Source organism: Pseudonocardia sp. DR1-2 (assembly GCF_023717215.1).
Taxonomy (GTDB): domain Bacteria; phylum Actinomycetota; class Actinomycetes; order Mycobacteriales; family Pseudonocardiaceae; genus Pseudonocardia; species Pseudonocardia alni.
Genome location: NZ_JAMQOF010000003.1, coordinates 44,143 through 68,759 on the forward strand (window position 1 = coordinate 44,143; position 24,617 = coordinate 68,759).

The 24,617-nt window shown below is 75.1% G+C and carries 18 protein-coding genes and 1 pseudogene; 6 read left to right on the plus strand and 13 right to left on the minus strand.

Annotated features, from left to right (window positions below; all coding sequences use genetic code 11):
* Positions 1-15: 15 nt before the first annotated feature.
* The 4 genes from ND486_RS09230 to ND486_RS09245 are packed head-to-tail and all read right to left on the minus strand — an operon-like array spanning position 16 to position 7,683.
* Positions 16-3,177 (minus strand): DEAD/DEAH box helicase, encoded by a 3,162-nt coding sequence (locus ND486_RS09230; protein WP_251783823.1) that lies wholly within the window; start codon positions 3,175-3,177, stop codon positions 16-18.
* Positions 3,158-4,453 (minus strand): ATP-binding protein, encoded by a 1,296-nt coding sequence (locus ND486_RS09235; RefSeq protein ID WP_251783825.1) that lies wholly within the window; start codon positions 4,451-4,453, stop codon positions 3,158-3,160. Before ND486_RS09235 ends, ND486_RS09230 begins: the two co-directional genes overlap by 20 nt.
* Complete coding sequence (locus ND486_RS09240; protein WP_308215829.1) at positions 4,450-6,720, minus strand: TerB N-terminal domain-containing protein; 2,271 nt, start codon at positions 6,718-6,720, stop codon at positions 4,450-4,452. Before ND486_RS09240 ends, ND486_RS09235 begins: the two co-directional genes overlap by 4 nt.
* Positions 6,721-6,777: 57 nt before the next feature.
* Positions 6,778-7,683 carry a LysR family transcriptional regulator gene (locus ND486_RS09245; protein WP_251783829.1) on the minus strand — a complete coding sequence of 302 codons (906 nt, stop codon included), beginning with the start codon at positions 7,681-7,683 and terminating at the stop codon, positions 6,778-6,780.
* Positions 7,684-7,826: 143 nt separating this feature from the next.
* Here ND486_RS09245 and ND486_RS09250 point away from each other — a divergent pair, with 143 nt between their 5' ends.
* The 3 genes from ND486_RS09250 to ND486_RS09260 are packed head-to-tail and all read left to right on the plus strand — an operon-like array spanning position 7,827 to position 11,304.
* Positions 7,827-9,149: an MFS transporter gene (locus ND486_RS09250; RefSeq protein ID WP_251783839.1), complete on the plus strand. Its 1,323-nt coding sequence runs from the start codon at positions 7,827-7,829 to the stop codon at positions 9,147-9,149.
* Positions 9,146-10,645 (plus strand): AMP-binding protein, encoded by a 1,500-nt coding sequence (locus ND486_RS09255; RefSeq protein ID WP_251783841.1) that lies wholly within the window; start codon positions 9,146-9,148, stop codon positions 10,643-10,645. The genes ND486_RS09250 and ND486_RS09255 overlap by 4 nt, the downstream gene beginning before the upstream one ends.
* 5 nt (positions 10,646-10,650) lie before the next feature.
* Positions 10,651-11,304 (plus strand): RraA family protein, encoded by a 654-nt coding sequence (locus ND486_RS09260; RefSeq protein ID WP_226350288.1) that lies wholly within the window; start codon positions 10,651-10,653, stop codon positions 11,302-11,304.
* A 9-nt stretch (positions 11,305-11,313) separates the two neighbouring features.
* Here ND486_RS09260 and ND486_RS09265 read toward each other — a convergent pair whose 3' ends face one another.
* From ND486_RS09265 to ND486_RS09280, 4 genes are read right to left on the minus strand one after another with little or no spacing between them, the layout of a single operon-like run.
* Positions 11,314-11,466 (minus strand): hypothetical protein, encoded by a 153-nt coding sequence (locus ND486_RS09265; RefSeq protein WP_168172127.1) that lies wholly within the window; start codon positions 11,464-11,466, stop codon positions 11,314-11,316.
* Between the two features lie 56 nt (positions 11,467-11,522).
* Positions 11,523-12,263 (minus strand): HAD-IIA family hydrolase, encoded by a 741-nt coding sequence (locus ND486_RS09270; RefSeq protein WP_208826864.1) that lies wholly within the window; start codon positions 12,261-12,263, stop codon positions 11,523-11,525.
* A 46-nt stretch (positions 12,264-12,309) separates the two neighbouring features.
* Positions 12,310-13,125, minus strand: coding sequence for an Fpg/Nei family DNA glycosylase (locus tag ND486_RS09275; RefSeq protein ID WP_251783844.1), 816 nt, complete (start codon positions 13,123-13,125; stop codon positions 12,310-12,312).
* 12 nt (positions 13,126-13,137) lie between these two features.
* The gene (locus ND486_RS09280) at positions 13,138-13,608 is read right to left on the minus strand and encodes a ribose-5-phosphate isomerase (RefSeq protein ID WP_251783846.1); all 471 of its coding nucleotides are present in this window, start codon (positions 13,606-13,608) and stop codon (positions 13,138-13,140) included.
* A gap of 18 nt (positions 13,609-13,626) precedes the next feature.
* On the opposite strand from ND486_RS09280, the gene ND486_RS09285 reads away from it, so the two are divergent.
* Positions 13,627-14,301 (plus strand): DUF429 domain-containing protein, encoded by a 675-nt coding sequence (locus ND486_RS09285; protein ID WP_251783848.1) that lies wholly within the window; start codon positions 13,627-13,629, stop codon positions 14,299-14,301.
* 16 nt (positions 14,302-14,317) lie between these two features.
* The gene (locus ND486_RS09290; protein WP_251783850.1) at positions 14,318-15,172 is read left to right on the plus strand and encodes an MBL fold metallo-hydrolase; all 855 of its coding nucleotides are present in this window, start codon (positions 14,318-14,320) and stop codon (positions 15,170-15,172) included.
* A gap of 250 nt (positions 15,173-15,422) precedes the next feature.
* Here the strand turns inward: ND486_RS09290 and ND486_RS09295 are convergent, their stop codons facing one another.
* A complete protein-coding gene (locus ND486_RS09295) occupies positions 15,423-16,955 on the minus strand; it encodes an MFS transporter (protein ID WP_251783853.1) in 1,533 nt (510 codons plus the stop codon).
* A 170-nt stretch (positions 16,956-17,125) separates the two neighbouring features.
* Between ND486_RS09295 and ND486_RS09300 the strand changes: the two genes are divergently transcribed.
* Complete coding sequence (locus tag ND486_RS09300) at positions 17,126-19,711, plus strand: carboxylate--amine ligase/circularly permuted type 2 ATP-grasp protein (protein ID WP_251783855.1); 2,586 nt, start codon at positions 17,126-17,128, stop codon at positions 19,709-19,711.
* Positions 19,712-19,718: 7 nt separating this feature from the next.
* Here ND486_RS09300 and ND486_RS09305 read toward each other — a convergent pair whose 3' ends face one another.
* From ND486_RS09305 to ND486_RS09320, 4 genes and pseudogenes are all read right to left on the minus strand, one after another.
* Positions 19,719-20,888, minus strand: a complete 1,170-nt coding sequence (locus tag ND486_RS09305) for an ROK family protein (protein WP_251783857.1) — start codon at positions 20,886-20,888, stop codon at positions 19,719-19,721.
* 4 nt (positions 20,889-20,892) lie between these two features.
* Positions 20,893-22,062 (minus strand): xylose isomerase, encoded by a 1,170-nt coding sequence (gene xylA / locus ND486_RS09310; RefSeq protein WP_251784420.1) that lies wholly within the window; start codon positions 22,060-22,062, stop codon positions 20,893-20,895.
* A gap of 69 nt (positions 22,063-22,131) precedes the next feature.
* Positions 22,132-23,508, minus strand: a pseudogene (locus ND486_RS09315) (GH1 family beta-glucosidase); the annotation flags it as partial.
* A complete protein-coding gene (locus ND486_RS09320; RefSeq protein WP_251783859.1) occupies positions 23,505-24,599 on the minus strand; it encodes an ABC transporter ATP-binding protein in 1,095 nt (364 codons plus the stop codon). The gene ND486_RS09320 and the pseudogene ND486_RS09315, both read right to left, overlap by 4 nt.
* Between the last annotated feature and the right edge of the window lie 18 nt (positions 24,600-24,617).

The following is a 24,617-nucleotide window of genomic DNA, read 5'->3' on the forward strand; positions in this document are numbered from 1 at the left end:
GCCGCTTGCGGCCGGTCAGGCCGCCAGCACCCGGCTGCGGGACACGACGTCGAGGTGGCGCCGGCTCTCCGTGGACAGCGGGCGCCCGGCGGTGAGCCGGTCGTGCACCGTCGCGACGACGTCGTCGCCGACGGCCCAGAGCCGGGCCACCTCGATCAGCTGGTCGGTCTCGGCGCTGGTGACCTCGCCGTCGTCGAGGGCACGTGCGACGGCCTCGGCGTAGGCGGTGGTCCCCGCGTCCGGCCAGACACCGGCACCGGTACGCGCGTCCGCGGCAGGGCCGGCCCCGCTGCGGTGCAGGACGCGGCCCGACGGCGCAGCGGGCGCCCACGCCCCGGGCAGCGCCGCGGGCCGGACGCCGAGCCCGGCCGGGTCGGCCCGTCCGGCCGCGGCGAGCTGGGCGGCGAGCAGCCCCGCGGTGGCGCGGGCGTCCCCCGCGGCGCTGTGCGCGTCCCGCAGGGGAACCCCGTAGGCGGCGCAGGCGTCGGGCAGCCGGCGCCCGGTGCGGCCCGGGACCTCCGGTAGCCGGTCCAGCAGCCGCATGGTGCACAGCACCGGCCAGGCCGGTGGGGTGTGGCCGGTCCGCTCGAACTCGGCGGTCAGGAACCGCAGGTCGAAGCTCGCGTTGTGGGCGGCGACGATCCGGCCGGACAGGCGGTCGGCGAGGTCGCCCGCGATGTCGGCGAACCGCGGGGCACCAGCCAGGTCGGGGGGTCGCAGACCGTGGACGCGGGCCGGACCGGGGTGGCGCTCCGGGTCGAGCAGGGTGTGCCACTCGTCCTCGACGGTGCCGTCGGCGCGGCAGCGGACCACGGCGATCTCGACGATCCGGTGCCCGCTGCTCGGCGCGAGACCGGTGGTCTCGACGTCGACGACGGCGTAGCCCGTCCCGGCCGGGATCGCCCCGGCACCGGGCAGCGTGATCACCGCGGCGGGCTCGTCGACCGGCAGCGCGACCGCGGACCCGGTGGAGACCGGACGCGGGGCGGGGGTGCGGGTGCGAGTGCGCAGCCAGCTCCACACCGCGTCGACGTCGAGTGCCCGGGCGGCGTAGGCCTGGTCGAGCAGACGGGGCGAGAGGACCTCGTCCCACTTCTCCTCGGCCTTCGCGGCCACCGTCGCGGCGAGGTCGACCGGGTCGGGCGCCGGGGCGTGGGCCAGCGCGGCGAGCGCGTCCTCGACCTGCGGCAGCGGCGCCGAGACCCGCAGTGCGGGGCCCTCCCGTCCCGCCCGCAGCCCGCGCTGGTGCAGGGCCACCAGCAGGGTGTCGAGCATCCGGTCGCCGCGCCACGGGAGGACGAGTGCGGAGTTCCCGCGCGGGATCAGGTCGGTGTCGCGCAGGCCCAGGCGGTCGAACGCCCGCCGTGCGGTGTCGAGGAGATCGCGGGCCCGGTCGTCGAGAAGGTCGGCGATGCCGTCGTCGGTGCCGCGGTAGACCTCCAGCATCTCCTCGCGGACCCGGTCGTGGACCCTGGCGGCGCCGGTCGGCGGGAAGTTCGCGACCGAGCCGCGGCTGTCGGGGACGACCTCGACCACCGACTCCCCCGGGTACACGGCGACCACCCGCCAGCGCCGTCCGGCCAGGACCAGGTTCGAGTCCGGGACCAGCGGCGAGCCGGCGTCGACCGAGCCGATCTCCTGCCCGCCGGCGACGACGCGGTAGGTGGCCGGGGTATCGAAGGCGGCGAGGAAGGAGTAGTGCTCGATCTCGCGTTCGCCACGGCCGCCGGGGAGCAGCGTGCCGTCGCCGGCGGTCATCAGCATGTCGGCGTCGTGGAGGGCCTCGAGCAGCCGGTGGAAGGTCTCGCCGTCGACCCGGCGGAACGGCCCACGCGAGCACAGCGCGGACTCCGCCTGTTCCGGCCGCACCCCGCCGAACTGGGCGGTCAGCGACAGGACCTGCTGGACGACCGTCGAGAGGTGCAGGCCGCCGTGTTCGGGCGGCTCGCACCAGTCGTGCACCCGGATCAGGCGCAGCATCGCGGCCGTCTGCACGAGCTGCGGGCGGAGCTCGTCCACCGGCTCGGGATCGTCGGCCAGCTCGTTCTCGGCGACGTAGGTGCGCAGGACGGAGCGGTCCCCCGGTCTCCGGCCCGCCCTGCCCCACCGCTGCCGCAGCGCCGCGACCGACGGGGGCGGCCCGACCTGGGCGACCTCACGGACCTGACCGATGTCGACACCCATCTCCAGGGTCGAGGTGCAGACCGCGGTGGCCGGGAGGTCGGTGGAGCGCAGCCGCTCCTCGACGTCCTCGCGCTCGACCTTGGACAGGCTGCCGTGGTGGGCGAAGAACTCGTTCGGGGTTCCGGTGCGTTCGCACTCCTGACGCAGCCGGTCCGCGTAGTACTCGACGTCGCTGCGGGCGTTGGCGAACACCAGGTTCGTCGTACCGCGGAACCGGGTGTGCAGGCGGCGCGCCACGGCCGACGACCCGCCGGCGCCACGGGTGGTGAGGTGGCCGTGGATCCGGGTCCGGCGGTCCCGGCCGTCGACGGTCGACTCCACGACGTGCACTCGACCGCCGCGGCCGGGGCGCAGGAACTCGGCGGCGGCGTCGAGCTTCCCCACGGTCGCGGACAGCCCGATCCGCGGGACCCGTCGGCGGGCCAGCAGGTCCACCCGGTGCATCAGCGCGGACAGCTGCGCGCCCCGGGCGCTGCCCGGGAACGCGTGCAGCTCGTCGACCACGATGAACCGCAGGTCCCCCAGCAGCGACTTCGCCCGTTCCCCGCGATGACAGAGGATGCCCTCGACCGACTCCGGGGTGATCAGCAGGACCCCGGCCCTGTCCCGCCACACCTTCTTCCGCCGCCCCGCCGGGACGTCCCCGTGCCACGGGTGCACCGGGATCCCCAGTTCCTCCCCCAGCGGCTCCAGCCGTCGCAGCTGGTCGTTGATCAGCGCCTTGAGCGGTGACAGGTAGAGCACCTCGACACCGCCGGGGGCCGTGCCCGACTCGCGACGCTCGACCAGGTGCGAGAGGACCGGCAGGAACGCCGCCTCGGTCTTTCCCCCGGCCGTCGACGCGGTGATCAGGACGTCCGGGTCCGCGGCCAGGATCGGCTCGACCGAGCGGGCCTGCACGTCGTGCAATCCCTCCCAGCCCTGGCCGTGGATCCAGCGGCGGACCGGCTCGGCGAGGCGGGCGTAGGCCGAGTCAGAAGCTGACGAGGTCATCGTCGTCGTCCTCCAGGGGCGTGAGGTCGGGGTTCTCCTCGACGACGACGGCGGTATGCCCCAGGACCTCCTGCCAGTCCCGTCCCGGGTTCTGCTCCAGCAGCGACAGCAGGTCGCAGAAGGCCTTGATCGTGTTCCGCGGGGTGCGGAAGTAGGCGTCGCCGATCTGGCGGCGGCAGTGCGCCATGAACGCGTCGACGGCCTCGTCGGGGACGAGGTACTTCGCCGGGTCCCCGGAGGCGTAGACGTGCCGCACGTTCTCCAGCAGCACGTGGAAGTCCTCCGGCGTGAGCTGCTCCAGCCGCAGCACCGGGCCGGAGTAGTCGACGAGGTCCGAGGTCGAGAACCTGTTCTCCCCGAGCCGCGACGCCAGCGCGCCGTAGGAGTACAGGCCGCGCCGGGAGTCGGTGAGGAAGTCCGGGGTGCCGCCGAACACGAAGCCGAGGCCTTCGGCGTTGCCCTGCAGGACGTCGTTGACGATGCGCAGGATCTGCTCGTAGTTGGCCTCGCGGGCGCCCTTGTGCGCGATCTTGTAGAGGTTGACCATCTCGTCGAGGCAGACCAGCAGCCCCTGGTAGCCGGCGAGCCGGACGAACCGGGCGAGCAGCTTGAGCTGGTCGTAGAACGACGCATCGTCGACGATGGTGCGCACACCGAGGTCGGACTTCGCCTCGGTCCTCGTCGAGTACTCGCCGCGCAGCCATCGCACGGCGTGCGCCTGCAAGGCGTCGTCGTCGGTGTCGTGGCCGCGCCAGTACGCGTCGATGACGGTCGCGAAGTCGTAGCCGCCGACCAGCTCGGTGAGCTCGTCGAGCCGGGCCCGGATCACCTTGCTCGGGGTGGTGCCCTGCTCGCGGGCGGGGTCCATGGCCTGGGTGACGAACCGCTCGACGACCGCCGCCAGGGCTCCGTCCGCCCTCGTCTGGGTGCCGGTGTTGCGCATCAGCTCGGTGTAGAGGCCGCGGGCCTGGCCCCCGGTCGACGCCAGCCGTCGCCCCGGGTTCAGGTCTGCGTGCAGCGTGACCAGCTTCTTCTGGGCCGCGACGGCGCGGACCAGGTTGAGGAAGAAGGTCTTCCCCGAGCCGTAGTCGCCGATCACGAACCGGACCGCGGACCCGCCGTCGGAGATCCGGCCGATGTCGGCCAGCAACGCGTGCAGCTCGGGCGCGCGGCCCACCTGGATCAGATGCTGTCCGGTCCGTGGGACCACGCCGGCCCGCAGGGACTGGATCAGCGCGTCGCGGTCGCGGGCCTTGATCCGTGCCGGTCGGGTCATGCGCGCATCTCCTCCAGGATGTCGGTGTCGACGACGACGGAGCCGTCGTCCAGCAGCTCGATGACGACGTCGTCGGCGAGGTCGTACGCGGCCTCGTTGACGACGTCGAGGGCGCCGTCGGGCAGGACGCCGATACGGGCGCAGGCCGCCTCCCAGTCGGAGCGCGACCACTCGCCCGCCTCGGCGAGGTCGAGCAGGAGCGTCGAGTGCCGGCCGTCGAGCGGGCCGACGCGACGGCCGTCGTCGACCGGGGCGGGCGCGGCACCGTCGCCGGTCGCGGCCTCCGTGGCCTCGTCGGACTCGTCCTCGTCGGGATCGGCGAAGATCGCGCCGAGCAGGGCCCGGACGTCCGCGTTCGACGCCTGGGTGCGGGCCAGGCGGACCTCGTCGAGCGAGACCGTGCGCGGCGCCGGCACGACGACCACCGGGTGAGGCGGCACCTCGACCACGGGCGCGGGTCCTCCGGCTTCGTGGTCCTCCGCCCCGTCGTCACCGGGCTCAGGGCCGACGGGCTCGGGACGCCCGGATTCGGGCCGCTCGGAGCCGGCCGGCTCCCGACCGTCCGCCGGGACCGGGTCGGTCGTCTCACCCGGGGCGACGACGCCGGCGGCTGCGGGCTCGCCACCGGCCCGGTCGGGCTCGGCGACATCGGGATCAGCGGGGACGGGCTCGGCGGGGACAGGCTCGGCCAGGTCGGTCTCGGTGGCACCGGGAGCGACCAGCCGCGGGTCGTCCACGACGACACCGAGCACCTCGTGCACCGCGACGACGACCCGCAGCTCGTCGGGCCCGATCGCCCCGTCCGCCAGCGCCACGTCGATGACCGCCCCGGCCAGCTCCCGGCGGGAGCTCGCGTCGAGCGCGGCGGCGCGGACGGTCACCTCCTCCAGGTCCACGCGTCGCTCGCCGACGAGGACACGGTGGGCACCGAGGCGGGCCCGTTCGGAGGCGCTCAGCTCCTCGATCCGGTCGACCCGGTCGGTCAGCTGCTCGACCTCGGCGTCGTCGATCCGTCCGTCGGCCGCGGCGACCGCGAGGCAGAGCTCGGTGGCGACCGCGGCCAGCACGTAGGCCGGGCCCGGGGCCGACACCGGCTCGGGACCGGTGTGGAACAGGACGGCCGGGCCGTCGTCGCCGAGCGGGCTGCCGCCGAACCGGACGTCGGGCTCGACGCCGACACCGCGCCGTTCCAGTACCTGCGCGACGGCGAGCGAACCGGCCCGGTCCAGGTCACCGGACCATCGCTGCGCCAGCTCCGACGCGTGCACGACGACCGGACCTCCGGAGGCGACCGCCTCGGCCGCCCAGTCCAGCAGCGGTACGACAGCGGCGTAGGCGCCACTGCCCGACAGCAGCGGCTCGGGCAGCAGCGCCGCCTGGGCGGCCACGTCCGTCACGCTGTCCGGCCTGCGCGCCACCCGGTGTGCGAACGGGGCGAGCTCCCGCTCGACCTCGGCGGTGACCGCGCGCAGGGCCGCGAGGGCCGCCGGGTGGTCGACGACGTCGGAGGCGTCGGCCACCATGCGTTCCATCGGCCGCGACAGGGTCGGGTTGGCCGGGACGTACTCCAGCACCAGCCTCCGGCGCCGGGTCGGGATCACGAAGCCGCGCGGGTGGCGGGCCCGGAAGTGGTGGCGCCACAGCTCGGCGAACTGGTCCGGGGCACGTCGGGCGGCCTCGCCGTGGGGCACCTCCGGCGAGTACCACGCCCAGGCGAGGGCCCACTCGGCCGACAGCGGCGCGGCGGCCAGCGCCTGTCGTCCCACCTCGACGGCGAGCATCGAGGGGAACGCCGCGGGGAAGGGCACCGTCGGCGGCGGGGCCGTCGCCCGCGGTGGCTGCGCCAGCCCGGCGGCGAGCGCCGCGACCGAGGGGTCGGTGGCGCCGTAGATCGCGCCGAGCGCTCGGGCCTCGGCGAGCAGCGTCGGGTCGTCGTCGCCGTCGACGAGCAGCCGCCGTTCGAGCCCGCGCAGGTACAGCGCCGCCCACGCCGGAGGTGCCTGTGCGGCGCGGCGCCCCGTCGCGAGCCACATCAGGTAGGCGCCACGGGCCGCCGGGGAGAACCGGTCGTAGGACAGCACGCCGACGGTGTGCCCGTCCCAGTCCGGGAACTGCAGGTCGACGGTGAGGTACGGGTCGACCGTCGACGGCTCGGGCCCCGGGCCGATGTAGAAGCCGCCGTCACGCACGGCCACCCCGCCGACCGTGACGGCCCGCCCGGGTGGGCACCAGGTGGAGGAACCTCCGCCGCCGCTACCCGTGGTCACCGTGCCCGTACTCCCTGTCCGCCGCCTGTGGTCCGCGACACCCGCACGAGAAGACTGTCAGATCGACCCGATACCCCGCACGACCGCCCCACCCACACCGGCCGCCTCCAGCAGCCCCGCCAGCACCGGGTTCACCGCACCGGCCTTCCACGCCAGCGCCAGCGGCACCTCCGGCGGGTCGGTCAGCGGCACCAGCACCACCCCCGGCGTGCGCAGCTCCGCCGTCGCGTCCAGCGCCAGCCCCACCCCGACACCGGCCCCGACCAGGGACAGCAGGGTGTGCGTCTCGGGGGCCTCCTGCTCGATGCGCGGCAGGAATCCGGCGTGCAGGCAGGCCGCGTCGACCGACGTGCGCATGACCGCCATCCGCCGGGCCGGGTAGGTGACGAACGGGTCGTGGGCCAACTCCGCCAGTTCGATCGTGTCCCGCCCGGCGAGCGGGTGCTCCTCGGGCAGCGCGGCGACGAGCCGGTGCCGGTCGATCTCGTGGACGACGAGGCCGTCGTCGTCGACCGGGGTGCGGATCAGCGCGGCGTCGACCCGGTCGGTGCGCAGGTCCTCGGCCAGCTCGCCGGAGAACCGGCCGGTGACCAGCACCAGCCGGGCCTGCGGCCGGTGCGCGCGGAAGCGGCGGGCGGTCCGGTACAGCCAGGCGTTGGAGCTGGGTCCGGCGAACCCGAGGCGGACCGAGCCGGTGCCGCCGGCGGCGGCCTCGCGCGCCGCCTCGACGGCCTCGTCCGCGGCGGCGAGGGCACGGCGGGCCCGGGGCAGGAACGCCGCCCCCGCCGGGGTGAGGGCGACGGCGCGGGTGTGCCGGTCGAACAGCGTGGCGCCGACCTCGCGTTCGAGCCTGCGGATCTGCTGGGACAGCGGCGGCCCCGAGACCTGCAGGCGGGCCGCGGCCCGGCCGAAGTGCAACTCCTCGGCGACGACGACGAACGACTCCAGCTGCCGTAGCTCCACCCTCCGATCATGTCGATCCGACGACAGGAATGGAAGCAAGAGCGTCCCGATGGCGTCCCAATGCTGTTCTACCGTTGCGTGGCGGTGGTCACGACGGCGTGGTCGCGACCGTCGCTCCACGACGAGTGCAAGGGGGCACCGGGTTGAGCACGAGCACACCGTCGATGCGCCGCAAGGCGGGGATCGCCTCGTTCGTCGGCACCACCATCGAGTGGTACGACTTCTACATCTACGGCACCGCCGCCGCGCTGGTGCTGGGGCCGCTGTTCTTCCCGAACGCCTCCCCCGCCGCAGGCGTGCTGGCCTCGTTCGCCACGTTCTGGGTCGGGTTCCTCGCCCGGCCGATCGGCGGGATCGTCTTCGGCCACCTCGGTGACCGGCTCGGCCGCAAGACCGCGCTGGTCGCGACGCTGCTGCTGATGGGCGTCTCGACGCTCGCGATCGGGCTGCTGCCCGTCTACGACGACATCGGCGTCCTCGCCCCCGTGCTGCTGGTCGTGGCCCGGCTCGTGCAGGGGCTCGCCGTCGGCGGGGAGTGGGGCGGCGCGGTGCTGATCGCCTCGGAGCACGCGTCGAAGAACCGCCGGATCCTCTACGGCGCCTTCGCCCAGCAGGGCAGCCCGGCAGGGCAGATGCTCGCCACCGGCTCGTTCGCGCTCGTCGCGATGCTGCCGGAGGACGCCTTCCTGTCCTGGGGCTGGCGCGTGCCGTTCCTCGTGTCGGCGGCGCTGGTCGTCGTCGGGCTGGTGATCCGGCTGCGGATCGAGGAGAGCCCGGCGCTGGTCGCGATGCGGTCGCGCGGCACGACGGCGCGGTTCCCGCTCGCGGAGCTGCTGCGCGAGCGGACGATGCTGGTGGTCGTCTCGGTGGGCGCGTGCGCACTGGTGGCGGCGGCCGCGTACTTCAAGAACACGTTCGCGCTGTCCTGGGCGGTCAACGACCTCGGCTTCGACCGCCAGGTGTTCCTCAACGTCGTGCTGATCAGCTCGACCGTGCAGTTCTTCACCCAGCCGCTCGGGGCGTTCATGGCGACCTGGTGGAACCCGCGGAAGGTCGTCACCGCGCTGCTGCTGATCGAGCTGCCGCTGTTCCCGGTGATGTTCTGGCTGATCTCCACCGGCAGCTTCGGGCTGGCCGCGCTCGGCATGGCGCTCGCGACGCTGCCGCACACGATGTACTACGCGATCCTCGCCGGGATGCTGGCCGAGGCGTTCCCCGCGCGGATGCGCTACACCGCGATCTCCTTGTCCTACGCGCTGGCGGGCACGCTGTTCGGCGGCACCGCCCCGCTCGTCGGGCAGTCGCTGCTGGCCGCGACCGGGTCGATCGTGCCCGTCGTGGGGTACTCGCTGGTGATCGTGCTCGTCTCGCTGCTGGCGGCCCGGTACGTGCTGGCCCGCGGACCGGTCCCCGACGACGAGCGTCTCGACGCCGCCGTCGCCGGTACCACCGGGAGGACCGCATGACCGCACGACTCCGCGAGCCCCGCTTCCCCGAGCCCGAGGTGCCCGCCGGCGCGACCGCGCTCGCCGCCCGGCTGCGGGCGCTCGTCGCCGCCGACCCGGACCGCCCGCTGGTCACCGAGGACACCGCGGACGGCCCCGGTGTGGTGCGCACCCGCGCGGAGTTCGACGCCCGCACCAACCGTCTGGCCAGGGCGTTCGCCGACCGCGGGGTGCGGCGCGGGGACCTGGTGTCGATCGCGCTGCCGAACACCGCCGCGCACCTCGAGAGCTCGGTCGCGGCGTGGAAGGTCGGCGCGGTGCCCCAGCCGCTGTCGGCCCGGCTGCCCGCCGTCGAGCGCGACGCGGTGCTCGCCGTCGCCGCGCCGGCACTCGTCGTCGACACCCCGGTCGACGCCGGCTCCTACGACGACGGCCCGCTCCCCGACGTCGTCGGGCCCAGCTGGAAGGCCCCCACCTCGGGCGGGTCGACCGGTACCCCGAAGGTGATCGTCGCCGGTCAGGCCGCCTGCGTCGAACAGGTCCTGGCCCGCGCCGACGGGCTGCGCATCGACCGCGACGGCGTCTTCGGCTGCACCGCGCCGCTGCACCACAACGCGCCCTTCATGTTCACGCTGATGGCGTTGCTCCAGGGCCACCACGTCGTGCTCATGGGCCGGTTCGACGCCGCCCGCGCGCTCGCGATGATCCCCGCGTACGGCGTCACCTGGCTCTACGCGGTGCCGACCATGATGAGCCGGATGCTGCGCCTGCCCGACGCCGACTGGGCCGCCTGCGACACCGCGACCCTGCGGACCGTGCTGCACGTCGGCGCGCCCTGCCCGCCGGAGGTCAAGCGCGGTTGGATCGACCGGGTCGGCGCGGAGACGGTGTTCGAGATCTACTCCGGCACCGAGTCGCAGGCCGGCACCGCGATCGACGGCCACGACTGGCTGGCCCACCCGGGGTCGGTCGGGCGGGTCACCCGCGGCGAGATCACCGTCCGCGACGACGACGGCCGCGAGCTCGGCCCCGGTGTCACCGGTGAGATCTGGATGCGGTCGGGCGGGGCGCCGACGTACCACTACCTGGGCGCCTCCGCCCGCGAGCGCGACGGCTGGGAGTCACTCGGCGACATGGGCTCGCTGGACGCCGACGGCTACCTCTACCTGGCCGACCGACGCGCGGACATGATCCTCGTCGGCGGCGCGAACGTGTACCCGGCGGAGGTCGAGGCGGCGCTGACCGCGCACCCCGGGGTGCGGGACGCCGTCGTCGTCGGGTTGCCGGACGCCGACTACGGGCACGTCGTGCACGCCGTCGTGCAGGCCGAACCGGGCATCGAGAACGATCTTCGCGAGTTCCTCGACGGGCGCCTGAGCAGGGCGAAACAGCCACGGAGCATCGACGTCGTCGACCACCCGCTGCGCGACGACGCCGGGAAGGTGCGCCGCTCGGAGATCGCCGCGCGCGCCGCGGACGCTCGACGGCGCGCAACGGCGGACGGTGCGACAGGATGACGTCCATGACCGACCTCCTGGACCGTCTGCGCGAGCTGCAGGTGTCCTCCATCTGCGACGCCGACAAGTCGCTTCCCGTGGTGGACCCCGCGATCCGGGCCCTGGTGCCGGACGTGTCGATGGCCGGGCCCGCGGTGACGGTGTCCTGTGTGGACGACCACCTGCCGATGTTCGCCGCGCTGTCCGCGGCCCGCCCCGGCTCGGTGCTCGTGGTCGCCGGGGCGGGTGGTCACCGCGCCGTGTCCGGTGAGCTGTTCGCGACCGAGGCGAAGCGGCGCGGGCTGGCCGGGATCGTCGTCGACGGGCTGGTCCGCGACGTCCGCGGGCTGCGCGGGATCGGGCTGCCGGTGTTCGCCCGCGGGACCTGCCCGGCCTCGGGCAGCACGAGCGACCCGGGCACCGTCGACGAGATGGTGTCGTTCGGCGGGCTCGTCGTGAGCCCGGGCGACCTGGTGTGCGGCGACGACGACGGCCTGCTGATCGCCGCGCCGGACCGGCTCGCCGAGGTCGTCGACACCGCCGAGGGCATCGAGGCCGCCGAGCGCGCGCTGGTCTCGGCCATGCGCAACGGCCACGACCTGCACTCGCTGACCACGGTCGTCGAGCACGTCGCGGCGCTGCGCCGGGGCGAGCCCAGCGCACTGGGGTTCAAGGTCTGAGCGGACCGCTCAGGCCGCGACCGCGTCCCAGCTGAACTCCTCGGTCATCGAGCCGGGGCAGTCCGGGCACGGGACGGCGACGCCCGCCGTCTCGTCACCGGGGAGCTCGGCCTCCGCGCCGCAGCCGGCGCACCGCTGCCAGGACACCAGTTCTCCGTACATGCGTTCGAGGGTGAACCACATCGGTGTAGTTCGCAACCCCGCAGGTCCGGGGCGGGTCAGACGTCGTCGATCAGGTCCGCGACCGAGGAGACGACCCGCGTCGGGCGGAACGGGAACCGGTCGATCTCGTGCTCCTTGGTGATGCCCGAGAGCACCAGGACCGTGCGCATCCCGGCCTCCAGCCCGGCGAGGATGTCGGTGTCCATCCGGTCGCCGATCATGACCGTGGACTCCGAGTGCGCGCCGAGCCGGTTGAGCGCGGCCCGCATCATCAGCGGGTTCGGCTTGCCGACGAAGTACGGGTCGACCCCGGTCGCCTTGGAGATCATCGCGGCGACCGAGCCGGTCGCGGGGAGGATGCCCTCCGGGGACGGTCCGGTCGCGTCGGGGTTGGTGGCGACGAACCGGGAGCCCTGCTCGACCAGACGCATCGCGGTCGCGATCGAGGAGAAGCTGTAGGTGCGGGTCTCGCCGAGCACGACGTAGTCGGGGTTGCGATCGGTGATGACGTAGCCGATGTCGTGCAGCGCGGTGGTCAGCCCGGCCTCGCCGATCACGTAGGCGCTGCCCTGCGGGCGCTGCTCGCCGAGGAACGCGGCGGTGGCGAGCGCCGAGGTCCAGATCGACTCCTCCGGCACGTCGAGGCCGGTGGCCTGCAACCGGTAGCGCAGGTCGCGGGGGGTGTGGATGCTGTTGTTGGTCAGGACCAGGAACGGCACGCCCTTGTCCCGCAGCCGCGACAGCAGCGTGTCCGCACCCGGGACGATGCTGCCCTCGCGGACGAGGACACCGTCCATGTCGGTCATCCAGCACTCGATCGGCTTCTGCTCCACGGGGCCGACCCTAGACCCGCGACGGTTGGCAGGCCGGGCACCAGAACAGGTTGCGGTTCTGGTGCTCGGCGTGCCGTACCGGCGTCCCGCAGACGAGGCACTCCATCCCGGTGCGGCGGTAGACGTAGACCTCGCCGCCGTGCCGGTCCTTCCGTCCGGCCCGACCGCGCCGGCGTGGGTCGTGCTCGGGACGCACGGTGTCGATACGGCCGGTCCGCACGCCGTCGCGCATGAGCGCGACGAGGTCGGCCCACATCGCGTCCCACGTCTCCCGGTCCAGCGACCGGCCCGGGAGCTGCGGGTCCAGGCCGTGCCGGAACAGCACCTCGGCGCGGTAGACGTTCCCGACGCCGGCGAGCACCTTCTGGTCCATCAGCAGCGTCGCGAGCGGGCTGCGCGAGGCCGAGATGCGGGCCCAGACCGTGTCCGGGTCGGCGTCGGGGCGCAGCGGGTCCGCACCCAGCCGGGCCCGCAGGGCGCGGGCCTCGGCCGAGGTGAGGAGCTCACAGGCGGTCGGGCCGCGCAGGTCGGCGTAGTGGGTCTGCCCGACCAGGCGCATCCGCAGCTGCCCGACCGGTTCCGGTGCGGGCAGCGGCTGTTCGACGAACGTGCCGTACAGCCCGAGGTGGACGTGCACGACGCGGTCGCGGCCGTAGCGGTGGAACAGGTGCTTGCCGTGGGCCTCGGCCCCGGTCATCACCTCGCCGTCGAGCAGCGCCGCAGAGGCTTCGAAACGGCCCTGCGGGCTGGACACGCCGACCGGCCGGCGCACGAACAGCTTCCGGTGCAGCCGCGCCAGCCGGTGCAGCGTGTGTCCCTCGGGCATCCCGGCTCCGGGTCAGGACGCGGGGAGCTCGATCTCGCCGGTCCGCTCGTAGTCGAGGACCTGGTCGATGCGCCGCTGGTGGCGCGCGTCGCCGGAGAACGGGGTGGCCAGGAAGGCATCGACGATCGCGACGACCTCGTCGAAGCTGTGCTGCCGCGCGCCGACACCGATGACCTGGGCGTCGTTGTGCTCGCGGGCGAGCTTCGCGGTGGCCTCGTTCCACGCCAGCGCGGCGCGGATGCCCTGCACCTTGTTGGCGGCGATCTGCTCGCCGTTGCCGGATCCGCCCAGCACGATGCCGAGGGACTCCGGGTCCTCGACCACGCGCCGCGCGGTCTCGATGCACCAGGCGGGGTAGTCGTCGAGGGCGTCGTAGGTCGGTGCCCCGACGTCGATCGCCTCGATCCCCTGCTCGGTCAGGTACTCGACGAGCTTGCCCTTGACCTCGAAACCGGCGTGGTCACTGCCCAGGTAGACGCGCACGGGGCACGATCCTCCCCCATGCGGATCAGCGGCGTGGACGGGGTCCCGGGTGGCTGGGTGGTGTGCGTGCTCTCCGGCAGCGGACGGACACGTGAGGTGACGTGGACGGTGGTCCCCGACGCGGCGTCGGTGCTCGCCGCGACGGCCGGGTGCGACGCCGTCGGGGTCGACATCCCGCTGTCGGTCCCGGCCGGTGCGCAGCGCCGTGAGGCCGAGGTCCTCGCGTCGGCGCGACTGGGCGGGGCGCGGTCCTCGCTGTTCCCGACCCCGCCCGCCCCGGTGCTCGACGCGGGCTCCTACGACGAGGCCTGCGCCGCCGCCCAGGCCGTCACGGGGAAGAAGATCAGCCTGCAGACCTGGTACATCGTCGGGAAGATCCGCGAGTTCCAGCAGGTGCGGCTGCCGTCGTCGGTGGTCGAGGCGCACCCGGAGCTGACGTTCCGCACCATGGCACCGTCGCGTGCGTTCGCGTCGAAGAAGACCGCGCGCGGGGCGGGCCAGCGGGTCGCGGCGCTGTCGGAGTGGGTCCCCTCCGCCGCGTCGCTCGGTGACCTGCCCACCGCCGCCCGGCTCGACGACGTCCTCGACGCGCTGGCCTGCGCCTGGACCGCGGAGCGCGTGGCCCGCGGGACCGCGGAGCTGCTCGGCCCGGGAACCGACGCCCTGGGCCGGTCCACCGCGATCGCGGTCTGAGCGCGAGGATCACCGGATGGACGGGCAGCGGTCGGCCGGGCAGCGGTCGGCCGGGCGCTGGCTCGAGCTCGCCGACGGGGTACTCGCCCGCCGCCACGACGAGCTCGACCTGACCACCGGACTCGTGCTCGGCACGTCCGCCGCCCTGGTCATCGACACCCGCGGCGACACCGCCCAGGGCGCCGAGCTCGCCGCCGCGGTGCGCGCGGTGACCGCCCTGCCCGTCGTCGTGGCCCTCACCCACGCCCACTTCGACCACTGCTTCGGCACCGCCGCGTTCCCGGGCGCCCCGGTGTACGCCCAGGCCGGCTGCGCGGGCGCGCTCCTGGCGACGGCCGCCGCCCAGCGTGCCCACTGGACCCGGCACTACCGCGACGCCGGGAACACCGGCAGCTCCGGGGCATCCGGCAGCTCCGCCGCCGCGACGGCCGATGCGCTCGCCGCCACCGTCCCGGTCCTCCCCGACCACCCGGTCTGCGCCCGCCCGGCCTCCGTGCACCCGCTCGACCTGGGCGGACGCGTCGTGCAGCTCGTGCACCCCGGCCCCGGGCACACCGGACACGACCTGGTGGTGCACGTCCCGGACGCGGGCGTGCTCTTCGCCGGGGACCTGCTGGAGAACGGGGCACCGCCGTCGTTCGGGCCGGACTCCTACCGCCGCGACTGGGCGACCGCCGTGGGGCTGCTGCTCGAGGTCGGCGCAGCACCCGCCGCCACCGGGACACGGGTGTTCGTCCCGGGGCACGGCGATCCCCTGTCGCCCGACGAGGCGGCGGCACAGCACGCGGACCTGCTGCGGATCGCCCAGGCTGCCGGCCCCTCCGGCGCGCCGGTTCTGCGGGCTCCCTCTGCGAATTCGCTTACCGGGTAAGCGAACTCGTGGACAGAGGACCTGTCGCCCCCCGCCGGCCGCGAGCCGCGGAGCAGATCGTCATGAGCCGGCGTTGCAGGTGCCGGGTGGCGAGTACTCCACTCGGCGAACTCCCCCGACGCCGCGTGACGAGGGTTCCCTCCGCGAATTCGCTCACCCGGTAAGCGACTTCCCCGGATCCCCTGTCGGCGGCCGCGGTGGTCCGTCGGCGGTGGTCGGCCGCGACGACCGGCCACGCGACGCGGCGAGGTCATCCGCCCGGTCGAGCCCGCCGCCGCGCAGCCGCGGCGGTGCCGGCGCCGGGTGGGGCGGCTGCCGGCGTGGCGAGGTTCGACGATCCTGCGGTCGGCGGGGCTGCGGTCGGTGCGGCTGCGGTCGGTGCGGCTGCGGTCCGGGACCGGTCGGACAGCACCTGTGCGAGGCGGTCGGCGAAGCCGGAGGGGTCCGGTCCCGCCGCCCGGCGCAGGCGGTACAGCTCCACGGTCGGCGGCCCGTCCACGACGCGGGACAGCGGCGCCGTCGGACGGTCGTCCATCGCGATCCAGGGGAGCTCGACGGTCGGAGCGTCCGCGGGGGCGGCCGAGAGGAACGGGGCCGAGGGGGACGGGGCCGGGAGCGCGGTGGGCAGGTACCGACGCAGTGCGAGCACCGCGGGCAGGCCCAGCGCCGGCCCGACGACGAGCACGACGAGCGCCGTCTGCCATCCGACCGCCGCCGCGACCACCGGGACCGTCGCGATCCCGGCGACGGTGAGCAGGAAGCCCAGTGCGGTCTGCACGGTCAGGGCGGTGCCGGTGTAGCGGGGGTCGGCGACCTCGATCGTCGCCGTCGTCAGGACCGCGGAGTCGGCGACGGCGGCCGCGCCCCACAGCACGCAGAACGCGCCCACCAGCAGGGGCGCGGCGCCGAGCACAACCGGGGAGACCGCACAGCAGACCCCGCTGACCAGCAACGACGTCGCGATCACCGGGACGCGGCCGTAGCGGTCCGCGGCGCGGCCGCCCAGCACGCAGCCGGCGGCGCCGCCCAGCCCCGCCGCCACGAACACCAGCAAGTGCTCCGACGGGCCGGGGTCCCCGCCGGCGAGTGCGGCGCCCAGCCAGGTCCACAGCGCGTACAGCTCCCACATGTGCCCGAGGTAGCCGAGCACGACCAGCCGCGGTCCGGGTTCGCGGAGGAGCCGGAGCGCGTAGCCGGTGTCCGGGGGCGGGGCCGGGGCGAGCGCCGGGCCGGGGCGCAGGCACCAGCGGGCCAGCGCGGCGGCCACGACACCGCACAGCGCGGCGCCGGCGAGCACCCCGCGCCACGGCAGCCCCGGCAGCCCGCCGATCAGGTGCGGCAGCGCCGACCCGACGGTCAGCGCCCCGACCAGCACCCCGAGGTCGCGGGCCCGGCGCGACCGGTCCGACCAGGAGGTCATGATCTTCATGCCGACCGGGTAGACGAGCGCGAGGCACACCCCGGTCAGGGTCCGCAGCACCAGCGCGGCCACCGGACCGTCGACGACGGCGGCGAGCAGCAGCGTGCAGGACGCCGCCGCGGCCGCACCGCCCGCGAGCAGCCGCTGCGGCGGGACCCGGTCGGCGAGGGTCAGGACCGCCGAGACGACCGCGCCGGCCGCGAAGCCGAGCTGCACCGACGTCGTCAGCCACACCCCGGCCGCCGCGGACAGGTCCCACTCGGCGCGCAGCTCGGGCAGTACCGCGGACGCGGAGAACCACACGGCGAGCCCGAGCACCTGGACGAGCGCGACCAGGGCCCGCGCGCGGCGACCGGCGGTCATGGGCGGCTCCGTGGGGTCGGCGGATCCGGACACGCTAGCGAGAACAGCAGGTGGGAACTGGTCCGGACAGACGTTCGGATACCGCCGTACGGACCAGCGGACGGAGTGGCGTCGGGCGAGATCGCCGTGGGACACACGGACGTAACAGCGGACACCTAGCGTCACCGGCCGTGGGGAACGTGCCGCTGGTGGGGGTCGAGGAGGAGTTCCACGTGGTCGGCCTGGCCGACCGCCGGGCCGCGCCCGACGCGGAACGGTTGCTGGAGCACCTGGACGGGGCGGAGTTCTTCCCCGAGCTGCAACGGTCGCTGGTCGAGACCAACTCGCCCGCGACGCCGTCGCTGGACGAGCTGCGCACCCACGTGCGACGCCTGCGTACCCGGCTGCGCGAGGCGGCCGAACCGCTGGGGCTGGGTGTGGTCGCGGCCGGGACGGTGCCGCTGGTGGACCTGTCCGGCGACGACATCTCCGCCGGAGCACGGTACGAGCGGATGCAGCACGAGTACCAGATGCTGGTGCGCGAGCAGCACATCTGCGGGGTGCAGGTGCACGTCGACGTCCCCGACCGCGACACCGCCGTGCAGGTCTCGCGCCGGGTCTCCCCCGCCCTGCCGACCCTGCTCGCCATCACCGCCAGCTCGCCGTACTGGCGCGGCCACGACACCGGTTACGCCAGCTACCGCAGCATGATCTGGCAGCGCTGGCCCACCGCCGGGCCGCCCGGCGACGTCACCACCGCCGCCGAGTACGACACGATGATCGACGAGCTCATCGCGTCCGGGACGATCAGCGACGCCGGGATGCTCTACTTCGACGTCCGCCCCAGCGCGCACCTGCCGACCGTCGAGCTGCGGCTGTGCGACGCCTGCCCCGACGTCGACGACGTCGTGCTGGTGGCGGGGCTGTTCCGCGCCCTGGTCGCCCGTGCCCGCGCCGACACCGAAGCGGGCAGGCCGCTGCCCCGCGCCCGGCACGAGCTGCTGCGTGCGGCCGGGTGGCGGGCCGCGCGGTCCGGGCTGGAGGGCGACCTCGTCGAGATCGGCCGGGCCCCCGGCGGTCCCCCGACGCTGAGCTCCCCGTCGGTGCAGCTGCGCGCGCTGGTCGAGGAGCTGCGGCCGTGGCTGGAGGAGGTCGGCGACCACGAGCAGGTCGCCGAGCTGGCCGAGGGCGTCCTGGCCCGCGGGTCGGGCGCGGCGGCGCAGCGGCGCGCGTTCGGGCGTCGCGGGTCGCTGACCGACGTCGTCGACGACCTGCTGGCCCGCACGTACGGCGAGCGGCCGCCGTCCGCTCCCGCGGAGACCGTGCCGTCCGCGCCGGAGCTGCTGCACGGCTACGTCCCACCCCGCTACGACGAGGCCGTCGACGCGTCCGGCGCCGTCCGGCCCGGCTACGGCTGGCTGTTCCGGTCGCTGGAGCGGCTCGGCCCGCGCGGGCTTGCCGCGGCGGAGAACGCCCTGCGCACCGAGCAGCGCGCCCGCGGGGTCACCTTCCCGGTGCCCGGCATCGAGCCCGGCGACGACGGCGAGCGGCTGTTCCCGCTGGACCTGGTGCCGCGGATCATCGAGTCGCAGGACTGGGCGCACCTGGCCTCCGGGCTGGAGCAGCGGATCCGGGCGCTGGAGTGCTTCGTCCGCGACGTCTACGGCCGCCGCGAGATCGTGCGCGACCGGGTCGTCCCGGCGTCGGTGGTCGAGCAGGCGCCCGGCCGCACCCGCGCCGGCGCGCTGGTGCCGCCGGAGGCGGTGCGGATCGCCGTGGGCGGCATCGACCTGGTCCGCGACGACGCCGACGGCTGGGTCGTGCTGGAGGACAACCTGCGTGTCCCCTCGGGCATCGGCTTCTCGATGATGAGCCGGCGCCTGATCCGCAGCGTGCTGCCCGACCTGGAGTCGCCCTCGGAGGTGCGCCACCTCGACGACGTGCCGGACCGGCTGCGGGCGGCGCTCGCGGCCGGCGACCCCGACGGACCCGACGGGGAGGCCGCGCTGCTGACCGCGGGCGAGGTGGACCCGGCGTTCTTCGAGCACCGGCTGCTCGCCGAGGCGATGGACGTCCCGCTGGTGACCCCGGCCCGGTTGCAGGTCACCGACGGCGCGCTGTTCCTCGTCGGCGGCGGGCGGCGGCGCCGGATCACCACCCTCTACCGTCGGATGGACGAGAACGAGCTCGCGACCGCCCGCGGCGCCGACCACCGGCCGCTCGGCCGCGCGCTGTGGGCGGCGATGGCCCGCGGGCGGGTCGCGCTGCGCAACGCGCCCGGCAACGGCGTCGCCGACGACAAGCTCGTCTACGCCTACGTGCCGGAGATGATCCGCTACTACCTCGGCGAGAAGCCGGTGCTGGCCTCGGTGCCGACGCTGCCCTGCGTCGACCCGCTCGCCCGTGAGCAGGTCCTGGACCGGCTCGACCGGCTGGTGCTCAAGCCCGTCGACGGCTACGGCGGCGCCGGGATCGTGATCGGCCCGCACGCCGGGCGCGCCGAGCTGGACCGGGTGGCCGCGGCGATCCGGGACACCCCGGCCGGCTGGGTCGCCCAGGACCTCGTCGGGATCTCCACCCATCCCACCTTCACCGACGGCGCCCTCCGGCCCCAGGCCGTCGACCTGCGGGTCTTCGCGGTGCAGTCCCACGGCGCCGGCGGGGTGCCCGAGGTCGACGTGCTGCCCGCGGCGCTGTCGCGGGTCGCCCCGCCGGGCGGGATGATCGTGAACTCCTCGCGCGGCGGCGGGGCGAAGGACACCTGGGTGCTGGCCTGAGGCGGGCTCAGCCGGCGAGCAGCAGGTCCGGCTCGCCCAGCACCCGGTCGGCGACGGCGCGGGCGGTCCCGGTGACGGTGGCCGCCCGGCCGTGCGGGGACACGAGCACGGCGACGTCCGGCCCGGTCGCGACCCCGCGGCGCACCAGCTCCGCGTGCACCGCGGGGACCAGCCAGCTGCCCAGCTCGGCGTAGCTGCCACCGAGGACGACGGTGCCGACGTCGACGACGTGGAGCACCGACGTCAGCGCCGTCCCGAGCGCGGCGCCGGCCCGGGCCAGCGCCCCCGTCGCGGCCGGGTCCCCCGCGCGGGCGGCGGTCCGCAGCGCCGCGACGTCGGCGGCGCCCGCGTCGCCGAGCAGGGCGGGCAGGCCCGCGTAGACCTCGACGCAGCCGGTGCCGCCGCAGCCGCAGCGCCGCCCGTCGCGCTCGATCACGACGTGCCCGATCTCCCCGGCGACGCCGCGGGCACCGGGCAGCACCCGCCCGTCGACGACGATCCCGCCACCGATCCCCACGTCGGCGGAGACGTAGACGAAGTCGTCGGCCTGCCCCAGGTGCGCGAGCGCCCCGAGCGAGGCCTCGTTGCCGACGAGCAGCGGCACCTCACCGAGCGCACCGGCGTGCTCGGCGGGGCGGCAGCCGTCGAGCCGGGGCAGGTTCGGGGCCCGCAGCAGCACCGCCGCGTCGTCCGAGCCGCGCACCGGTCCGGGGACGGCGATCCCGGCCCCGGCGACCGTGCGGCCGGTGCGCGCGGCCAGGTTCGCCGCGGTCCGCGCGGCCCGCCCGAACACCGCATCCGGGTCGAGGCCGCGGTGGTCGCGGCGCCGGCGCGACCGGTGCACCACCTGCCCGTCCAGACCGGTGACCAGCGCGTCGACGCCGTCGACCTCGACCGACACGGCCAGTACGACGGGCCCGGTACCGGCGAACGCCAGCGGCGTCCCGGGCCGCCCGACCCCGCTGCGGTCCGGCTCCCCCTCCGCGAGCACACCCGCGGCGACCAGCGGGTCCAGCAGCCCCGCGACGGTGCCGCGGGTCAGCCCGGTCGCCGCGGCGAGCGACGCCCGCGACGACGGCGCCGCCCGCAGCGCCCCCAGCAGCAGGCCGAGGTTGTGCCGGCGCACCGCCGGTGGACGCGCGGGTGGGGCCTGCGGGCGGGGAGATCGGTCGTGCACGGGGTCAGCGTGCCCCGGTGAGGTGCTCGCACGCGAGCTGGTGGAGCCGGACGAAGCCGTAGCCGCGACGGCCCAGCGCGTCCGGGTCGGCGGCGTCCAGCGCCGGGTCGGCCAGCAGGTCGGCCACGGTCTCCCCGGCCCCCAGCGTCGGCTCGGACAGTGCGGGCACCCCGGCCTCGGCGAGCGCGGCGACGACCTCGGGGTCGGCCCGGAACGCGGCCGCCCGCTCGCGCAGCAGCAGGTAGGTGCGCATGTTCGCCGCGGCGCTGTCCCACACCCCGCGCCGGTCCTCGGTGCGCGAGGGCTTGTAGTCGAAGTGCCGCGGCCCGTCGTAGCCCGCGGACTCGAGCAGGTCGACCAGCGAGAACGCGTTCAGCAGATCACCGTGGCCGAACACCAGGTCCTGGTCGTACTTGATGCCGCGCTGTCCGTTCAGGTCGATGTGGAACAGCTTCCCGGCCCACAGCGCCTGGGCGACGCCGTGGGTCATGTTCAGCCCGGCCATCTGCTCGTGCCCGACCTCGGGGTTGACGCCGACGAGCTCGGGGTGGGCGAGGCGCTCGACGAAGGCCAGCGCGTGCCCGACGGTGGGCAGCAGGATGTCCCCGCGGGGCTCGTTGGGCTTGGGCTCGATCGCGAACCGGATGTCGTACCCCTGCTCCAGGACGTGCCCGCAGAGCAGGTCCATGGCCTCGCGGTAGCGGTCCAGGGCGGCGCGGACGTCCTTGGCGGAGTCGTACTCCGAGCCCTCCCGTCCACCCCACAGGACGAACGTGCGGGCCCCGAGCTCCGCGGCCAGCTCGACGTTGTGCAGCACCTTGCGCAGCGCGAGGCGCCGCACGGTCCGGTCGTTGGAGGTGAACCCGCCGTCCTTGAACACCGGGTGCGAGAACAGGTTCGTCGTGATCATCGGGACGGTCATGCCGGTCGCCTCGCAGGCCGTGCGCAGGCGGGCGATCTGCCGGTCCCGGTGGGCCGGGTCCGGCGCGAAGCCGAACAGGTCGTCGTCGTGGAAGGTGAGTCCCCACGCGCCGCGCTCGGCGAGCTCCTCGACGGCCTCGACGACGTCGAGCTCGGGGCGGGTGGGCGAGCCGAACGGGTCGGCCGCGGTCCAGCCGACGGTCCACAGCCCGAAGGAGAACCGGTCGGCGGGGGTGGGGGCGGGAACGGACATGGGGCGGGACTCCTGGGACGAGGTCGGGGGTACGGGACGGTCCGGCAGCGAGCCGGTGGACAGGACGCCGGCGTAGAACCGGGCGCTGAGCTTGGGGGTGCGGGCCAGGGTCACCGGGTCCACCGCGACGATGCCGAAGCGCATCGCGTAGCCGCGGGCCCACTCGAAGTTGTCGAGCAGCGACCAGACGTAGTAGCCGCGGACCGGCAGGCCGTCGGCCGCGGCCCTGGCGGTCTCGGCGAGGTGGTCGTGCAGGTAGGCGACGCGGTCGTGGTCGTGCACCGCACCGTCGGCGGCGGGGACGTCGGGATAGGCGGCGCCGTTCTCGGTGACCACCAGGTCCAGGCCGGGATGCTCGGCGGCGAGCCGGCGCAGCAGCGCGCCCAGGCCCCGGGCGTCGACCCCCCAGCCCATGTCGGTGAGCGGACCGGTGGGCCGCGGGAACTCGACGTCGTCGCAGGCGACCCACGGGGTGGCGGCACCGTCACCGTGCCCGTCGGCGGTCTCCTTCGGGCGCTCGCGCGTCCAGTGCCGCACGACGGTCGGCGTGTAGTAGTTGACCCCCAGCACGTCCGGCGGGGCGTGCACCAGCCGCTCGTCGCCGGGCAGGACGAACGACCAGTCGGTGACCCCGGCCGTGTCGGCGAGGACGTCGGCCGGGTAGCCGCCGTCGAGCAGCGGCCCGGTGAACAGCCGGTTCTGCAGACCGTCGACCCGGCGGGCCGCGTCGCGGTCGGCGTCGGAGCCGGTCTGCGGCAGCACCCAGGCCAGGTTGAGGCTGACGGCGATCCGGGCGCCGGGGAGCAGCTCCCGGATCGCCGTGGTGGCGAGCCCGTGGGCGAGGTTGAGGTGGTGCACCGCGGCCAGCGCCGCGGCGGGCTCGGTACGACCGGGCGCGTGCACCCCGGCCGCGTAACCGAGGAAGGCGCTGCACCACGGCTCGTTGAGCGTCGTGTACAGCTCCACCCGGTCGCCCAGCGCGGCGGCGACGACGGCCGCGTACTCGGCGAACCGGTACGCCGTCGCCCGTGCCGCCCAGCCACCGGCGTCCTCCAGGGCCTGGGGCAGGTCCCAGTGGTAGAGCGTGAGCACCGGCGCGATCCCCGCGGCCCGCAACGCGTCGACCAGCTCCGAGTAGAACGCGAGGCCCTGGGCCGACACCGGTCCGAGACCGTCCGGGCCGACCTGCGGGGTCACCCGGTTCCAGCTGACCGAGAAGCGGTAGGACTGCAGGCCCAGCTCGCGCATGAGCGCCACGTCCTCGTGGACCCGGTGGTAGTGGTCGGCCGCGACGTCACCGGTCTCGCCGCCGGCGGTGCGGCCGGGGGTGTGGGCGAAGGTGTCCCAGATGCTGCGGGTACGGCCGCCCTCGGCCACCGCCCCCTCGATCTGGTAAGCCGCGGTGGCGGCACCGAGCACGATCCGACCGGACAGGCGCGTCGTCATCCGCCGAGCCGCCGGCCGCTCGCCGGGTCGAAGGCGTGCACCGTGCGGCCCTCGCGGGCCGTGACCCGGAGCCGGGAGCCGACGGACGGTCCCGCGCCGCCGTCGAGCCGCACGACGAACCGCTGCGCGTCGGCACCGACCCGTCCGTGCACGAAGGTGTCCGAACCCAGCTCCTCGGCGAGCTCGACGGTGAGCTCGAGGGCGGGCTCACCGTCGTCGGCCGGGCGCAGTCCCTCCGGGCGGACCCCGAGCAGGACCTCCGACAGCCCGGCCCCCGCCGCGTCGGCCAGCACGTCGCGCGGCAGTGCGACGGCGGCCCCGGCCAGGTCGGCGCCACCGGGGGTGAGCACGGCGGTGCGCAGGTTCATCGCGGGCGAGCCGATGAACCCGGCGACGAAGGCGGTGGCGGGGCGGTCGTAGAGCTCGCGGGGCGCGGCGCACTGCTCCAGCAGGCCGTCGCGCAGCACCGCGACGCGGTGCCCCATCGTCATGGCCTCGACCTGGTCGTGGGTGACGTAGACGGTCGTGGTGCCGAGCCGCTGCTGCAGGGCGGCGATGTGCGCGCGGGTCTCGACCCGCAGCTTGGCGTCCAGGTTGGACAGCGGCTCGTCCATGAGGAACACCGCGGGCTCGCGGACGATGGCGCGGCCCATCGCGACGCGCTGGCGCTGGCCGCCGGAGAGCACCTTCGGCCTGCGGTCGAGGTAGGGCGTGAGGTCGAGCAGCTCGGCGGCGGCACGGACCCGCCGGGTGAGCTCGCCCTTCCCGACCTTCTGCAGGCGCAGGGCGAAGCCCATGTTCTCCGCGACGGTCATGTGCGGATAGAGCGCGTAGTTCTGGAACACCATCGCGATGTCGCGTTCCTTGGGCGCGACGCCGGACACCTCGCGGCCCCCGATCTCGATGCCGCCCTCGTCGACGTCCTCCAGCCCGGCGAGCATCCGCAGCGCCGTCGACTTGCCGGACCCGGACGGGCCGACGAGCACCAGGAACTCCCCGTCGGCGATGTCCAGGTCGAGCCGGTCGACCGCGCGCACCGGGGGTGGCCCCGGGTAGACGCGGGACGCGGCCCGGTAGGCGACCTCGGCCATGATCGTCGTCCTCTCGCT

Bases quoted from the DNA above. Each gene is read 5' to 3' on its own strand.
- ND486_RS09265 (WP_168172127.1), bottom strand. From the start codon at position 11,466: ATGTACGGAGAACTGGTGTCCTGGCAGCGGTGCGCCGGCTGCGGCGCG.
- ND486_RS09290 (WP_251783850.1), top strand. From the start codon at position 14,318: ATGGACGGGCAGCGGTCGGCCGGGCAGCGGTCGGCCGGGCGCTGGCTC.
- ND486_RS09270 (WP_208826864.1), bottom strand. From the start codon at position 12,263: ATGGACGGTGTCCTCGTCCGCGAGGGCAGCATCGTCCCGGGTGCGGAC.
- ND486_RS09285 (WP_251783848.1), top strand. From the start codon at position 13,627: ATGCGGATCAGCGGCGTGGACGGGGTCCCGGGTGGCTGGGTGGTGTGC.
- ND486_RS09295 (WP_251783853.1), bottom strand. From the start codon at position 16,955: ATGACCGCCGGTCGCCGCGCGCGGGCCCTGGTCGCGCTCGTCCAGGTG.
- ND486_RS09275 (WP_251783844.1), bottom strand. From the start codon at position 13,125: ATGCCCGAGGGACACACGCTGCACCGGCTGGCGCGGCTGCACCGGAAG.
- ND486_RS09235 (WP_251783825.1), bottom strand. From the start codon at position 4,453: ATGACCCGACCGGCACGGATCAAGGCCCGCGACCGCGACGCGCTGATC.
- ND486_RS09255 (WP_251783841.1), top strand. From the start codon at position 9,146: ATGACCGCACGACTCCGCGAGCCCCGCTTCCCCGAGCCCGAGGTGCCC.
- ND486_RS09230 (WP_251783823.1), bottom strand. From the start codon at position 3,177: ATGACCTCGTCAGCTTCTGACTCGGCCTACGCCCGCCTCGCCGAGCCG.
- ND486_RS09320 (WP_251783859.1), bottom strand. From the start codon at position 24,599: ATGGCCGAGGTCGCCTACCGGGCCGCGTCCCGCGTCTACCCGGGGCCA.
- xylA (WP_251784420.1), bottom strand. From the start codon at position 22,062: ATGTCCGTTCCCGCCCCCACCCCCGCCGACCGGTTCTCCTTCGGGCTG.
- ND486_RS09260 (WP_226350288.1), top strand. From the start codon at position 10,651: ATGACCGACCTCCTGGACCGTCTGCGCGAGCTGCAGGTGTCCTCCATC.